Below are 15,930 nucleotides of genomic sequence, written 5' to 3' on the forward strand. Positions count from 1 at the left end.
ATAGCGACTTACATTCAAAAAAAACCTACAAACTTCGCATTTTTTTGCAAATGTCCTAAGCTTCGTTTAATACCATTCACTCAATTCAACGGTAAACGTAGGTTGGGAAACGGATGAGGCATTGAAAGTAGAAGGAGAGCTACTTTGAAATTGTTTAAATTATCCATAATGTGTTGCTTAGTTGCTGCAACACCACTCAACGCTCAAACTCTGGAGCAGTCTGTGGCTATTACCTTGGCAACGAATCCAGAGATAAAAAGCATCTTTAACGAATATGTAAGCGTTAAAAAACGTAATGACGCCTCTGGTGGGGCATACAGGCCCAGTATCGACCTTGATGCCGGTATTGGTTACGAAGGTATAAACCCTGCACCCAATAACGGTCCAGACACGGATCTAACAAGAAAGGAAGCAACGATTTCCCTCACTCAATTGCTGTGGGATGGTTCCTCGACTCTGAACGATATTGACCGTACCGCTGCAGAGGCCGAGTCGGTTCGCTTGCAATTGATAGCAGATGCCGAAGACAAAGCACTGGAGGTAACACAAATATATCTCGACGCAGTAAAAGCGACTGAGGTACTGGCGCTGTCAGAAAGTAACCTTGCGATACACAAGAAAATCTATAAAGACATAAAAAAACGAGCGAGTTCAGGCATAGGTTCTACCGCAGACGTTTCGCAAGTAGAAGCTAGGATTGCAAAAGCTCACGGTAACTTACTCGCTGCCCAGAATAATTTGATCGATACACATACTCAATTTCGAAGAGTCGTCGGACAAGAACCACTAGGTCTGATTTACCCAAGAGCCGACATATCTTGGATTCCGTTGTCATTGTCAGATGCCCTAGTTGATGCTTTGGATAAACACCCTGTAATCAAAATAGCGGCCGCTGATGTCGACGCAGCACATTTTCAATACAAACAGTCAAAAGGCGTAAACTACCCTACATTCTCTATAGAAGCATCTCAGTCATGGCGTGATGATGCAGGAGGCGATGAAGGTTCGAGTCAAGAAACACTGGCAATGCTGAGAATGCGGTATAACTTGTATAACGGTGGTACAGACAGCGCGAATTCAGAAGCTTCTGCTTACCAACTCAATAAAGCGAAAGATCTTAGAGATAGAGCTTATCGCCAAGTCGAAGAAGGACTTCGTCTCTCATGGAGCTCCTTAGATCTCACACTGCAACAGAAAAACTTTTTGTCCGACCATGTTGATTCAGCTTCAGAAACCGTTATCGCCTATGAAAAACAATACCGAATAGGTAAACGTACTCTGCTTGACCTGCTCAACACTGAAAACGAGCTATTTGAAGCCCGTAAAGACTATCTAGATGCCCATTATTCGGAGCAGTACGCTAAATACCGAGTGATGAACGCAACCGGTTCTTTATTGAATGCTCTGCTGGTTGATATACCAGAAGAGTGGACAACGGCCGTGGAGTATTAATGATGAAAATACCTTACTTATTACTTCCCGTATTAACGATGACGTTATTTGCTTGCTCCAATCAGCAGCGAGAAACCTACATCGAGACGCCTGAAGCTGAACAAATTGCCGATCTACAAGACGATGATAAAGATGGTGTCGTAAACGCGCGAGATACCTGCCCTGGTACACCAGAAACATCACAAGTCGACAACGACGGGTGCGGTGAAACAATTCGTGCGGAAGAAGTCCGACAGCTAAAAATTCTCTTCGCTCATGATTCATTTGAAGTGAACCCAATATTTTCTAGCCAAATCAGCACCATGGCAGAATTTCTTGAAAACTACAAAAGTGCGTCGATTGAGATTCAAGGGTATGCCAGTAAAGTGGGTTCCAACGAGTACAACTTGGACTTGTCAAAGAAACGAGCAAACAATGTGCAAGACGAGTTACTTTCGAATGGTATAGAACCGGAGCGCGTGAGAATTGTTGGCTATGGTGAAGAACGCTTAGAAAACGATGGTGACGACCCTACTTCACACGCACTGAACCGTAAGGTAACCGCGACTGTAGTTGGGTTAAGTGAACAGATCGTGGAAGAGTGGACCATTTTTACCACACTAGAAAAGTAGCGTGACATTGTCACTGAGATGTAAGGTGTAAAGTAAGTTATTTTATACCAATCACAGTAAGTAAGTGATCAAAATTAGCGTAGGGAAAAGGCTTGAGAACAAGGCAGAATTTTTCGATAAATAGTTATTCTACAATCAAAAATTCTAACGCAGTTATCGAGCGTTTTAGCAAGCTAGGGTGACCAGTTATTTACTACGATTGGTATATTACACATACACTTAAGCTTCAAGACCAATAAAGCCGTGATAGGGTTACCCATCACGGCTTTTTGTTCTTTGTCATCACATGAGCCTCAGTAGTAACTCATATGATCAATTCTTGTTGTTCATTATTGGGCTGGCTAGTTTAAGCGAGCCCGTTACTGATTATAGTTTTACTTCTTGTTGCTTCGTACTCGGTAGAGAAATACGTAGCAGGATGTAACCCAGAATTGCAGCTGTTGTCGATCCCATCAGGATACCTAATCGAGCAAGCGTATCAAACTCTGCGTTCGTTGGTCCAAATGCTAGCGATGAAATAAAGATAGACATCGTAAAGCCAATACCACACAACACAGATACCGCGAAGATGTTCATGAAGTTCACACCTTCAGGAAGCTTAGCTACGCCCATTTTCACAGCGCCCCAGCTGAATAGGAAGATACCCAGTGGCTTACCAATCAATAGACCCATAGCAATACCAAGCGGTAGCATGCCTGTAAGGTTTGAAAGTGAGATGCCTTCTAGTGAGATACCTGCGTTTGCAAATGCGAAGATTGGCAAAATTGCAAAAGCGACGTATGGGTGCAGAGCATGTTCTAGATGTTTCAGTGGAGAACGCTCTCCTTTATTGCCTTTCAGTGGGATAGCAAAACCAATGACTACACCAGCCAATGTTGCGTGAACACCTGACTTCAATACTGCGAACCACAGAATTGCACCAACAATAAGATAAACGCTCAGTTTAGTCACATGCTTGTTGTTTAGCATGAAAAGCACACCCGTTGCGATGAAACCAACCGTAAGTGCAAGCGTTGATAGGTCGCCTGAATAGAACAGTGCAATGATAACAACAACACCTAGGTCATCGATAATTGCCAACGCTAGTAGGAATACCTTCAGGCTTACCGGTACACGGTTACCAAGAAGAGCCATGATACCCAATGCGAATGCGATATCAGTTGCTGCTGGGATAGCCCAACCTTGAAGCGCTTCAGGGTTGCTTGAATTGAATAGCACGTAAATAAGTGCAGGAGCTAGCATACCGCCGACAGCTGCGATAGCTGGGAAGATTGCTGTCTCTTTAGACTTTAATGCGCCTTCTAAAAGTTCGCGCTTAACTTCTAAGCCAATTAGAAGGAAGAAGACAGCCATTAAGCCATCGTTAATCCAGTGAGACACAGACATACCTAGAACGTAGCTGTGCAGTACCCCTTGGTACATTTCGTTCAATGGTGAGTTTGCTACAAACATTGCGATCGCCGCAGCGATGACTAGTATGATGCCGCCAGCAGATTCCAATTTAAAGAAGTCACGGATGACGTCGGTCATGATTTCGCCCTTATATTTATTATTTAAATAAACGAATAACAAAGAATAACCCAGAGTGTATATCCAAGCTTTATCGATAGATAATCACTTCTTCAGATGTTTAACTTCGGTTTTTCCTACAAATACTAAACAATACGTCGTATATTCCATAATGTTGTTATGCACCATGAATTAAGTATAGATGAGTTCACCAAGGCTGTATGCACAAATAATTCGAGGGTTGTCGGAATATCAAACATAAAAAAAGGCTATCAAATGATAGCCTTAGGTGTTTTCTAGTAGCCTGTTAACTGCATAAAGCCTGTTGCTTCATGGCTTCCGCTCGCCATAATTGGCCCTTCCCAATAGGGTATGACAAAAGGCAACCACATTTCCCTACGTTTGATACGCGTTGTGAGGTTGATATCGTGTTGTGGCACGTTAATAATCCATTGGAGCGGCATTCTTCTACCATTCAGTAGCGTCGTATTCTGTAAAGGCTTGATAGAAATATCGGAGTCCGTTAACTGATATACTTTGCCAGAACGAGTTGCCAATGTTCCAAAGACATAAGGCAATTGTTGATTATGGCGATAGCGATTAATGCTCAGCGCTGTACCGTCATCGAGATTAAACACGAACCAATCCCAGCCCTGCTGACCCACTCCGAGTAAACCACTGCCCCACTCTTTGTGCACCCACGCAGTACCCTCGACTTCTTTCGCTACACCGTCGAGGTTCAAAACCCCGCTCAAAGATAAAAACGGAGCGCTGAAGTTATAAGACGCGACAGGCAATAAATCGTGCTTTTTCTGATAGCCGTTATCGCCGTTGAGTACGTATGGCCCTTTCGAAATAGTGTCGAGTTCAAGGCCAAACGTATCGGTTTGTACTTGAAGGCGACCTGGAAACGGGGTGTTACCCAGTGCACGCCAATTCCAATTATCGATCCAAATTCTAAATGGATGACTGGTCATACCCGCCTGTCCAATGCCGCCACGCGCCAAACGCTGCTCTTTCCAAACCTTAGATTCAGACGAAATCACAACATTTGAAATATAAGCCTGTGGGCTTTGCCACCCCCGAGTTTCTCTCTCGTCAGTTGCTATACGAAAGAAGCTCCACTGTACCGAGTACTTTTTCCCATCATCCCCTTTTAGAGACGCAAAATAATGCCACCACTCATGCTGGAATTCTGGGTGGAACTGGAAATCACGAGGCAACGAAACGCCTCGGTCTGGCAATACAGGTTCAAACACATTGAAGTGTTCGCTGACAAGTACTGAGTTAATCTCATTCTCGCCCTTATCACCAACATCGACAAAATAGGAATAGTACGCCCATACACCTAAAATGATGCCAAAGAAGCCAATCAGTAATAGAGCAGAGACAAGTCGGTGTCTGAGTTTTTTTGAGCCATTTCGTTGAAGCATATTAAAGCGCATCCCTGAGTGATTTCATCGGTGTGTTCCGAATCATTCTCATCACTGGCAATGCACCAGCTAACATCAATGCTGCCATCGCCCACGCAAATGTCTGCAAATAGTCCCAAGGAATCACTTGTAACTCGAGTGACCACCCAAAAGACTGCTTGATAACAATGTCGACGATCAAGCTGGCTAACGCCAATCCGAGCGGGATAGCAATCAGGGAAGAGATAAGTCCGAACACAAACAACTGCAAGCTGCCTGTAAAGATCAGCTCTTTTGCCGACACCCCTAAGCAACGTTGCAATGAAATATGCCTTTGTCGAGACACTTCACCCGCAACCGTCGCGAAAAAGATGCCGAAGACAGCGATGACCAAAGTGATGTTACCCAATGTATCAGCTATCGCGAATGTTCTATCAAACACTCTCATCGCCTGACTGTGAATATTGTTATTATCAAAAATACGCTCAGATCCAAGCCTGAATACGCTTTCCAATCGACTTCGAAGTCCTACCGAATTGACATCATCTTTGAGTATGACGCCTAGACCGACATTTCCGCGTCCGGCAAACCCAGATAGCCAGTTTCGATGTGACATCATGACTTGATGGTAAGGGTTGCCATAATCGTAATAAACACCGACAACCTGCCAACCAGAGCCAAGACTGTCATAAAGGTCTATATAGTCGCCAGGGCGAATCCCTAACTTGAGAGACATCGATTCACTGATCAATACACCTTTCGAATGATGCAGGTGATACCAGTAATTCGGAATTCCTAACTTGATCGTCAGCGCTTCTAATTCACCTTCAGAAGAACCAGTACTCACCACCTGGGTACTTCCGGCAGGGGAAACGACATCTTTCTCCCAACGCCACCAAACTGAATCGACTTCAGGCTGTTCTGACAGCCAATTACTCATACGTGCAGCGGCGTTGTTGGTTGGGTAGATGTAAAGGTCTGCAGCCAAACGCTGTGTTAGCCATTTATCGGTGGTATCCCTAAAGCTACCCACCATGGTTTCTACACCAATATTCGCTGTTAACGCTAACATGAACGCCATTGTCGCCACACCACGGTAACTCATGCTTGAAGCGGCATCCGCAAAGAACCAACGAGCACGAACCCAACGCAACGAATATGACAAGCTGTTAAACAGCTTCCACATCAAGAAAGGCGTAAACAAAGCTACACTAACGAGCATCAGGGCAATAATCGCAAAACCAGACTCTTGCGTTTGTGGGGCTTGATACACAGCGACAGCTGCAACCAAAAAACCACAACCAATCAATGCTTGCCAAGTAAACTCAGTACCAGCAAAACGCATCAAAGATAAACGAGATGACAAACGAATCGGTTGCGACCTAAGCAAACGAACCAATGGCCATGCACACGCAAGGAAAGCACCAAGCAACGCCATTAATAAGCTATAACCACTCCAACGCCAACTCCAGCTCAAGGTTAAGCCCACATTCGCATCGTAAAGATCACCTAAACTCGAAGAAACGGCCGGTAACAGTTGGTTTGCCAACATGACACCGAATACATTGCCGCAGATCCAGCTCAGTAGAACCAACAACAATAACTCTAAGCAAAGCGCTTTAGCCAGTTGCCAACCGGACACGCCCGTTTGTCTCAAGATTCCAACGAGTGGTTGGCGCTGAATGAAAGACAGCGACATCGCTTGATAGAAAATAAACAAGCCAACGACAAACGACAGCATGCCCATCGCTTTTAGATTTAAGTGGAAAGCGCTAGTCAATGACTCAAGCTCAGCTTTAGAGCTGCGCGAGATCGTCAAACCATTGGGCAACATGTTTTTAAGACGCTCAAACTTCTCCGGTGACATATCTGAACACGCAATCACAGAAAGCCCAGCACTGCGCTTAAGCATTCGGAGCAAGGAGATATCTGCAATCAACCTTGTACCATTAATCAGATTGTTTTGGTCCACTACCACAGGGCCAAGCTCAGAACCATCCATCAGAGGAATGTAGTCCCCATCTTTCCATTCCATATGTTCAGCAAGATCATCACTCACAAGGATCGGATATGGCGGTTTCATGAGATCTAACGTGGTGAGTTCTTTTAAGGCAGCACCTGGCTGAAGCTGGAGCATAGAAACAGGGTCTATGCCGATAAGCATGAAGTTTGCGCCGTTTTCATCAGTGATACTATGGTGGTCAAAAGGAGAGCACTGCTGAAAGCCTTCACGGCGAAGCTGAATGTAAAAACCTTGCGGGATTTTATTGGCGTTATGTTTTGGTCGAATACGGTAAGGAAGAGGATTCGAAAACAGTTTTTCGCCATGCGTATAACTTTGCTTGGCGTGTTGGTTGATAGCGGTCACACCAACCAAAAGTGATACGCCAAGGGTTAAACCAAGCCATACCAAGATAATCTGAAGTGGGTAACGTCGATAGTGACCAAGTAGCGCTTTAACTACGGGCCATAACATGCAGTTGCCCTCCTTGTAGGCGAATTCTGCCATCCATATGCAATGCAACTTTCTCACTGTGAGTCACCAACAACAAGGTACATTCTAATTGGCGGGCCAAAGAGGTTAGCAAACGCATTACCGCTTCGGCATTACGCTCATCTAGGCTTCCCGTTGGTTCATCAGCCAACAAGATTTTCGGTTCCATATACAAGGCACGAGCAATCGCTGCACGTTGTTGCTGGCCACCAGACGCTTCTTCAGGATAACGTCCAAGCAAAGGCATAAGGTCTAAAGCAGAAAGAATCTGCCTCCAGAGTCCCTTATCTTCAGGTAAACCTTTTAACTGGCGGCAAAAACGGATGTTGTCGGCAATGTTAAGCGTCGGCAGTAAATTGAATTGCTGAAAGATATGACCGATATTGTTTCTACGATAAGCAGTGCGATCACGCTCGGTCGAGTCGTGCATATCGAAGTGAGGGAAAGCGATTTCACCTGAATCGGCGAGGTCTAAACCCGCGATAAGATTCAGTAAAGTACTCTTACCAGAGCCACTTTCTCCCATTAATGCCAGCTGATCGCCTTGGTTTAATGTTAATTCAGCACCTTGCAAAACAGGGTGAAACTCCCCCCCATCGACATAGCCTTTACACAGGTCTGACAGCTTTAACATTAAACAGCTCACATTAATTAGAATTTGGAATGAGAATCTACACTAATTCCCTGTTAGGAGGAAGTATTTTGAAAGATAGATCACACACCAACGATAAAGTGTTGGGGTTGATCCGCTCTACTTCAATTTCCTATCAAATTTTTAATCCATTTTCTTGTTTTCATGCGATAGAGCGACCCACCCCACTTCAGCACTTCTTCAGTGAGGAAAAGTAGATATATCCACTCGGGTGGAAACTTCAGATAGATAGCGGCAATCGCGGCGAGCGGAATACCGATCACCCATTGGGCAATCAAGTCTTGATAGAGGCAGAACTTCACATCACCACCCGCTCTCAACACACCAACTATCACAGTCATCGGTACCGAGCGAATAACAATACCCACGCTGAGAATCAGAATGAACTTCTCTGAAAGTGCTCGGGTTTCTTCTGTCAAAGCGCTAAAGGCGTTCAGTATTGGCGTTTGTACGAAGTAAAGGAAAATAGCGACCACGATACTGGTCAAAAAACACAAAATCGTTAAACCTAGTGCTTGATAGTAAACCGCTTCATTGTTCTTCGCGCCAAGTTGGTTACCCACCAGAACCGCTGCCGCATTCGAAAGGCCAATCAATAAACTCAATGAGATAGATTCAACCGGCGTCATGACTGAAAGCGCAGCCAAACCTTGAACACCCGATTGTCCCATGATCGCGTGGTAAGTAAACAAGCCACCCGCCCACGCTAAGAAGTTAAACGTGGTTGGCAAAGACAACTTCAAGAAGCGAACGACTTTCTCAACAGTTGCAGCCGCTTTGATATCACAAAGTTTAAAAGCTAATAGGTGTTTAGATAAATAGAGGTAGCCATATAAGGTCGCCACTTCAATGGCACCACTCAACACTGTCGCAATCGCTGCGCCTTTGATTCCAAGCGATGGAAAGCCCAAGTTACCGAAGATCAGCACCCAGTTTAAGAACACATTAGACAGAATGCCGATACCGCTGAAGAAAGTGCTTAACCCAGGTTTATGCATCGCTCTCAAACCTACCGCCATACTGCTGACGCACGATACAGCTAGCATGCTAAACGAGGTGATAACAATGTATTCAACACCAAGGTTGATCACTTCTTGGGAGTCAGTCGTCACACCCATGATTTGTGCGGGAAATGAAACGAAGAAAACAATGGTTAGTAACGCAAATAGTGTCGAAACCAACCATGTAAGCGCGGTACTTTCTCGCACACCTTGTTTGTTACCTGCGCCCCAATATTGAGCAGTAAGAAGTGCACCCCCCGTGGTGACACCCACCAGCATAATGGTCGTCACAAACATCGCACGGCTCGCAACACCCACAGCCGCAATATCCGCTTCACCAAGCTGACCTAACATCAACACATCCACTAAGCCTCGGCTTGAAAACATAATGCTCTGCAAAGTAATAGGCAAAGCAATCGCAATAAGCCTACGAACAAAATCACCTCGAGTGTGATGAATAATTGAAGAGAGCAACATATAGAGAGACCTAAACGGAACGTATTGATGAATAAAGATAAATATCGCGCTATTATATCAATGTTCGGTTTTTAACCACAGAGATAAATGGAGTAACAATGAAGAAAGTACTGGTTTTAGGCGCTTCTGGATATGTTGGTTCGCAGCTCCTCCCTCTCCTGCTTGAACAAGACTATCAAGTCACCGCAGCAGCAAGGCATATCGACTATTTAAAAGCACGAACCGAGCCTCACGATAACCTATCGCTCGTGTATCTTGATCTTGCCGATCAAGCTGCGACTCAAGCGCTCGTCCCTGACTTTGACCTTATTTTCTTTCTCGTGCATGGAATGGCTGAAGGCCACGATTTTATTGACTACGAATTGAACCTAGCTCGTAACTTTGTTTCGGCTCTTGGGCCAAAAAACCAACACGTCATCTACCTCAGTTCGCTTCAGCCCCAAACAGGTGATTCAGAGCACCTTCAAGCGAGGAAACAAACCGGACAACTGCTTCGTAAAGGACCCGTACCGGTAACCGAACTTCAAGCAGGCGTCATCATTGGCCCTGGCTCTGCAGCGTTCGAGATCATGCGAGACTTCGTCTACAACTTGCCTATTATGATTGCGCCAAAATGGGTCGACTCTAAAGCCAACCCTATTGCCTTGCAGAACCTGAACCACTATCTACTAAAACTCGCACAAGACACGCCTAGCGAAAGCCAAACCTTCGAGGTTGGCGGGCCAGATATTGTCTCTTATCGAAATCAATTTGCTCACATTGCCAAAACAGCCGATCGTCCACTCAGGCTCTGGGCGACATCACTTCTCACACCTTCAATGGCGTCTTATTGGTTGGGCGTGGTGACTTCTGTTCCGTCCAACATAGGCAGAGCGCTTCTCGCGGGCTTAAAGCATGACTTTATTGCCAGTTCGACCATCATTAGAGAAAAGTACCCTCAGAAACTTATCTCATTCGAAAACATGGTTGAGCAAGCGATTCATTCTGAAGGCAACTTCGTAAAAAGTAATGTTTGGGGCTTTGACAAAACCGCCTTCAAGCGCTGGCAAGCTGGGTATGGCTATTACCCGAAGAAAACAGGGGCAAGTATCACCTCAAGCGCATCCTTAGATTCCCTCTGGCATGTTGCACAGCAGATAGGAAGCCCAAAACAGGGTTACTTCTTCGCTAACGCTTTATGGCGCACACGCGAATGGTTAGATCTTATCTTTGGCGGTGGTGTACCTGTTCGACAAATGCCAGAAGGCCCTAACCTAAAAGTCGGTGACAAAATTGATTCTTGGAAGGTTATTCGCTGTGAAGAGAATCAGTTTCTATCTCTGCTTTTCGGTATGAAAGGCCCCGGTTTGGGGAGACTCGAAATTACCGTATCTGACCACGGTGATTCTCGTAAACTGAACATTTCAGCTTGGTGGCATCCAAAGGGATTTCTAGGGTTACTGTATTGGTTTGCGATGATGCCAGCTCACCTGTTTATCTTTAAAGGCATGGTGAAGGCGATTGAGAAGCAAGCTAAAGAGCAGGTGAAGGATTAAAACAGATTTGAGATTCGGGTACGAGATGCGAAGAGATTAAGAGCTAAAGATAAGACTCTCCTTCACACCTTCTAGTTAGAAAAAGACCGCCATTTAGGCGGTCTTTACAATTTCAGTCGTCACGAGATTAGCCAATAACACTAATTGGGATCTCAGCCAGCTGGTTGCCTTGGTTAGCAGGATAAACGATGTATTCACCGTGGTACTTCACCGCTGACTTGTAGTCAGTGACTTTGTGAAGCATGAAACCCGCTTCCATCGCCGCTTGAATGAACTCTGCGTGGTTACCACGAACAAACCAGTTCATTGGCTTAACCATTAGCTCACCGTCAAACGAGTCATCACACTGTTTCCCACAAAGTGCAAAAGAGTGCTCACCATCAGTAAAGAACTGAATTTTTCCGCCAGTCGTTAGCTCATCTTCACTCGAAACGCTCCAACCCATCTCGTACATTTTGTCCATGAACGCTTCAACATCACTGTCTTTTAGCGCTTTAGGCTCTTCGCCTTCAGGGAAAAAACGTCCGTAGAACGCAGAAATACGTTTAAAGGTAAAAGTTAAATCAGAGTTGTTGCCCTTTGAACGGCCTTGTTTCTGCCATCGCACCAAATCAGGAACAATCACACGATCATAAGCTTGAGCCTTAATCGCTTTCGTTACCCAACGAACTAAATAAAGGTTGTTCGCAATAGGCGCATCAATCGCTTTGCCTGCTTTGTGCAGAGCGTAAAGCTCGCCTAATGCGTCATTCACTAACTTCTGAATTTCAATATAGTATTTTGACATTATGCCTTCTTTCCTAATGTCCAATATAGTAATGCTGACATTACAGCACACGCAGCCATTACCATAGCCATAGACCCAGCACTGTCACTTGGCAGCATCGCAACGATAGCCCCAACGACAGAACCAGTACCAAATCTTAATGTTCCCGCAAGCGATGAAGCCGTGCCGGCCATGTTTGGATAACCACTGAGCAATAGACCCATAGAGTTACTGCCGATAGTAGAAATGGTGCCAATAAATAGCATCACAAACGGCACAATACCCCAAAGTCCTAAGTCCAACGCCCACCCGACAAGTAAGCCTAAACCAGCCAGTAATTGAATGACCAGCGCGGCTCTCAGCATGGTATGAGAGCCAACCTTCTTAACAATTCGACCATTAATTGTCGTCATCAGAATCATCGCAACGATGTTCAGACCAAACAGGTAACCAAACAGGTCAGGACGTACTCCATAGACATCAATGTAGACAAAAGAGCCTGCGGTTAAGAATGCAAACATCCCAGAGAACGAGAACGCACCCGAGAAAATTAGGCCCATAGCGGTCGAGTTTTTACATAAACGAGCGTAATTACGAATCGTGGTTTTAAAGCGTAATGGTTGACGATTTTCAACAGGCAGAGTTTCAGGGATTTTGATTATCACCGCGAGAATCACAATCACTGCAAAAATAGCTAACACCCAAAAGATTGAACGCCAGCCGAACCACAATGCCAAATAGCCGCCAATCATAGGGGCAATTAATGGCGCAACCGTCATCACTAAGGTAACGAACGACATGGTTCTTGCGAAATCTTCACGGTCGAACATATCGCGCACAACCGCTTGGATAATAACCGCTGCGGCAGCACCTGCAAAACCTTGAGCCGTACGAACTAACGTTAACGCTTCAATACCATGAGTCGTCGCACTCACGACAGACGCTATCGCAAAGAAGAGCACACCAATCAGTAGAACTGGCTTGCGACCATAACTGTCGGCTAACGGACCATGTAACAACTGACCTAAAGCGAAACCTGCGGTGTACGCGGTAAGTGTGATTTGCACTTCCCCTGCTGTCACACCAAGATCTTTGGCGATCGTTGGCATTGCAGGTAGGTACATATCGATGGCGAGTGGTGTCAAAGCACCAATAGCGCCCAAAACCAAAAATAGCATCCAACCTAACTGAGGCGTTTGTGGTTGTGAGCTTGGGGTCTGTGAGGTAGACGTTTGCATAACTCTCCGACTAAGTACTAAGTTCTATGTGAGCAGAGCATGCACGCAGCAATATCCGAATATACACATAGCAATACACGAATATGCGCAGTGATACACGAATATGCGCACACATACATGAACATATAGTAATAATGGCTGAAACTGTCCTAGTACCAGTCAAAATAATCAGCCGACGCTATCCTTGGTCGGCCACATCTATGGTAGAAAAGATTACTTCCAGATAGAGTCTACTTCTTCTTGTGTTAGGTAACGGTATTCACCCAACTCTAAAGACTCGTCCATCTCGATTTCACCAATACGTTCACGGTGCAGTGCTTCTACCTTGTTACCAAGTGCTGCAAACATGCGTTTTACTTGGTGGTATTTGCCTTCGTGAATCGTTAGCAACACTTCACGCTCTGCACGTACTTCAAGGTGTGCTGGAAGTGTTAGGCCGTCTTCGCTCTTAAGCTGGATGCCCTCTTTGAACTTTTCAACGTAATCGTCTTCAACAGGTTCAACCAACCACACTCGGTACATCTTCTCGCACTTGTGCTTTGGCGATGTGATGCGGTGAGACCACTTACCGTCGTCTGTCATTAAGACAAGACCCGTCGTATCAACATCTAAACGACCTGCAAAGTGCAGCTTGTCCATTTTGATTTCATCGAGTAATTCAAACGCAGTGCGATTTGAACCATCTTCATGCGAACAAACAAAGCCTTCTGGCTTATAAAGCATGATGTAACGTGGGCCGTGAACATTCAGTTCATTGCCTTGCCATTCCACAACGCACTCTTCAGTTACCTTGAGTGAGCCGCTTTTTTGGATGACATCGTTAACTGTCACTGCCTTGGATTTTAATAAGTGTGTTGCTTCTCTTCGAGTGACGCCTAATGCATCGCACAGAAATTTATCTAAACGCATGAATACCTCAACTAATCTAAGTCGGGTATTATAGTCACCTTTGCTCAATTAGTTGAGCTATTTCACACTATTTGTTTTTCACCATACAAGACTCAATATGTATACACTCCGCCCGTACCAAGCTGACTCAGTAAAATCAGTGATTCATTACTTCAGAAAACACCAAACACCCGCGGTTCTTGTGCTGCCTACAGGCGCAGGGAAAAGTCTTGTAATTGCAGAACTAGCAAGGCTTGCGAAAGGTCGAGTGCTGGTGCTTGCTCACGTTAAAGAATTGGTCGAACAAAACCATGAAAAGTATGAAGGTTACGGGTTAAAAGGCTCAATTTTCTCTGCGGGTTTAGGACGAAAAGAGACAGACCAACAAGTAGTGTTCGCTTCGGTTCAATCTGTGGTTCGTAACCTCGATTCATTCTCTAACCAATTTTCATTACTGGTTATCGACGAATGCCACCGTGTTCCCGATGAAAAGACCAGTAGCTACCAAAAAGTGATCACTCACTTACGAGAGAATAATTCCGGCATCAAGGTGCTTGGGCTAACCGCGACCCCTTATCGTCTTGGTATGGGGTGGCTTTATCAATATCACACGCGTGGCCAAGTACGATCTGAAGAACCTAGGTTTTTTAGAGATTGTATTTTCGAGTTGCCGATTCGCTACTTGCTCGACGAAGGCTTTCTTACGCCAGCACGCTTGATTGATGCTCCGGTTTTGAGTTATGACTTCTCTCAGTTAAAACCAGCAAGCACTGGTCGCTATAAAGAAGCAGAGCTCGATATGGTGATCGAACAATCGAAACGCGCCACGCCACAAATTGTCGACCAAATCATTGAGCTGGCCAAAGACAAGTTAGGGATCATGGTATTTGCTGCCACTGTTAGACACGCACAAGAGATCCTTGGCTTACTGCCAGAAGGTGAATCGTCAATCGTAATCGGCGACACACCAACTCTCGAACGTGACCAAATCATCAGTGACTTCAAAGAACGTAAAATCAAATTCTTGGTTAACGTATCGGTATTAACCACAGGTTTTGATGCGCCGCATGTGGATTTAATCGCGATTTTGCGCCCGACAGAGTCCATCAGTTTGTATCAACAAATCGTTGGCCGTGGCTTACGCCTATCCCCGGGTAAAAAAGAGTGTTTGGTGCTCGACTATGCAGGCAACAGTTACGATCTTTACCAACCTGAGGTGGGCGACCCTAAGCCCGACTCAGACAGTGAAATCATCACCATCCCCTGCCCTGCATGCGGCTTCAACAATAACTTCTGGGGCAAGCTAGACAGCAATGGCTTCTTGCTAGAGCACTTTGGCCGTAAATGCCAAGGCTACTTTACCGATGAAGACACTGGCGAACGCGAGCACTGTAATTATCGCTTCCGAGCTAAATATTGCGGTGAATGCGGCGCTGACAACGACATTGCCGCACGTATTTGTCACGAGTGCGATGCCACCTTAGTTGACCCAGATAAAAAGCTTAAGGAAGCGCTGAACTTAAAAGATGCGTTGGTGTTTGAATGTTTAGAGATGGATCTTAACGTTCTCAAGGACGACAAAGGTAAGTCGCAACTTAAAGTCACTTACCGTGGTGAAAACCAAGCGCAAGTGCATGAGTTTTGGTCACTAACCACCAAAAAGCAGAAGCAGAACTTCAAAGACCAGTTTGTTCGCCCTCACCTTGCAGACAGACACCGCCCTTTTGAGGAAGCCTCACCAGCGAAAGTGGTTGCTCATCAACATAGATTCCGCCCACCTCAATTCGTGATTGCGCGTAAAGTCGGGCGTTTTTGGAAGATGAGAGACAAGATATTCGAAGACGAGCTGAAGCAATAGACTCTAAATAAGCAATAGAAGGAGTATCGATACTCCT

Annotated in this window: 12 protein-coding genes; 4 read left to right on the plus strand and 8 right to left on the minus strand. The window is 45.3% G+C overall.

The window, feature by feature from the left end:
- Nucleotides 1-144 precede the first annotated feature (144 nt).
- Both K08M4_RS08690 and K08M4_RS08695 read left to right on the plus strand, forming a co-directional pair.
- A complete protein-coding gene (locus K08M4_RS08690; protein ID WP_086049598.1) occupies nt 145-1,452 on the plus strand; it encodes a TolC family outer membrane protein in 1,308 nt (435 codons plus the stop codon).
- On the plus strand, nt 1,452-2,063 hold the full coding sequence (locus K08M4_RS08695) for an OmpA family protein (RefSeq protein WP_086049599.1): 612 nt from the start codon (nt 1,452-1,454) through the stop codon (nt 2,061-2,063). The genes K08M4_RS08690 and K08M4_RS08695 overlap by 1 nt, the downstream gene beginning before the upstream one ends.
- A gap of 366 nt (nt 2,064-2,429) precedes the next feature.
- Here K08M4_RS08695 and nhaA read toward each other — a convergent pair whose 3' ends face one another.
- The 5 genes from nhaA to K08M4_RS08720 form a co-directional block, all read right to left on the minus strand.
- Nucleotides 2,430-3,593, minus strand: a complete 1,164-nt coding sequence (nhaA, locus tag K08M4_RS08700; protein ID WP_086049600.1) for a Na+/H+ antiporter NhaA — start codon at nt 3,591-3,593, stop codon at nt 2,430-2,432.
- A 275-nt stretch (nt 3,594-3,868) separates the two neighbouring features.
- Nucleotides 3,869-5,017 (minus strand): lipocalin-like domain-containing protein, encoded by a 1,149-nt coding sequence (locus tag K08M4_RS08705; protein ID WP_086049601.1) that lies wholly within the window; start codon nt 5,015-5,017, stop codon nt 3,869-3,871.
- Complete coding sequence (locus tag K08M4_RS08710) at nt 5,007-7,460, minus strand: ABC transporter permease (RefSeq protein ID WP_198299278.1); 2,454 nt, start codon at nt 7,458-7,460, stop codon at nt 5,007-5,009. The genes K08M4_RS08705 and K08M4_RS08710 overlap by 11 nt, the downstream gene beginning before the upstream one ends.
- The gene (locus K08M4_RS08715; RefSeq protein ID WP_009847080.1) at nt 7,441-8,112 is read right to left on the minus strand and encodes an ABC transporter ATP-binding protein; all 672 of its coding nucleotides are present in this window, start codon (nt 8,110-8,112) and stop codon (nt 7,441-7,443) included. Before K08M4_RS08715 ends, K08M4_RS08710 begins: the two co-directional genes overlap by 20 nt.
- Before the next feature lie 122 nt (nt 8,113-8,234).
- Nucleotides 8,235-9,608 carry an MATE family efflux transporter gene (locus K08M4_RS08720; protein WP_086049603.1) on the minus strand — a complete coding sequence of 458 codons (1,374 nt, stop codon included), beginning with the start codon at nt 9,606-9,608 and terminating at the stop codon, nt 8,235-8,237.
- Nucleotides 9,609-9,706: 98 nt separating this feature from the next.
- Here K08M4_RS08720 and K08M4_RS08725 point away from each other — a divergent pair, with 98 nt between their 5' ends.
- Nucleotides 9,707-11,143, plus strand: a complete 1,437-nt coding sequence (locus K08M4_RS08725) for a DUF2867 domain-containing protein (protein ID WP_086049604.1) — start codon at nt 9,707-9,709, stop codon at nt 11,141-11,143.
- Between the two features lie 127 nt (nt 11,144-11,270).
- Here the strand turns inward: K08M4_RS08725 and K08M4_RS08730 are convergent, their stop codons facing one another.
- The 3 genes from K08M4_RS08730 to rsuA all read right to left on the minus strand — a co-directional run bounded on the left by K08M4_RS08730 (nt 11,271) and on the right by rsuA (nt 14,056).
- Nucleotides 11,271-11,930, minus strand: coding sequence for a DUF2913 family protein (locus K08M4_RS08730; RefSeq protein WP_086049605.1), 660 nt, complete (start codon nt 11,928-11,930; stop codon nt 11,271-11,273).
- A complete protein-coding gene (locus tag K08M4_RS08735; RefSeq protein WP_086049606.1) occupies nt 11,930-13,147 on the minus strand; it encodes a Bcr/CflA family multidrug efflux MFS transporter in 1,218 nt (405 codons plus the stop codon). The genes K08M4_RS08730 and K08M4_RS08735 overlap by 1 nt, the downstream gene beginning before the upstream one ends.
- 213 nt (nt 13,148-13,360) lie before the next feature.
- Nucleotides 13,361-14,056, minus strand: coding sequence for a 16S rRNA pseudouridine(516) synthase RsuA (rsuA, locus tag K08M4_RS08740; RefSeq protein WP_009847085.1), 696 nt, complete (start codon nt 14,054-14,056; stop codon nt 13,361-13,363).
- Between the two features lie 97 nt (nt 14,057-14,153).
- Between rsuA and radD the strand changes: the two genes are divergently transcribed.
- Nucleotides 14,154-15,893, plus strand: a complete 1,740-nt coding sequence (radD, locus tag K08M4_RS08745) for a DNA repair helicase RadD (protein WP_086049607.1) — start codon at nt 14,154-14,156, stop codon at nt 15,891-15,893.
- Nucleotides 15,894-15,930 lie beyond the last annotated feature (37 nt).

The sequence above is a fragment of the Vibrio syngnathi genome (assembly GCF_002119525.1).
GTDB classification, from domain to species: Bacteria; Pseudomonadota; Gammaproteobacteria; order Enterobacterales; family Vibrionaceae; genus Vibrio; species Vibrio syngnathi.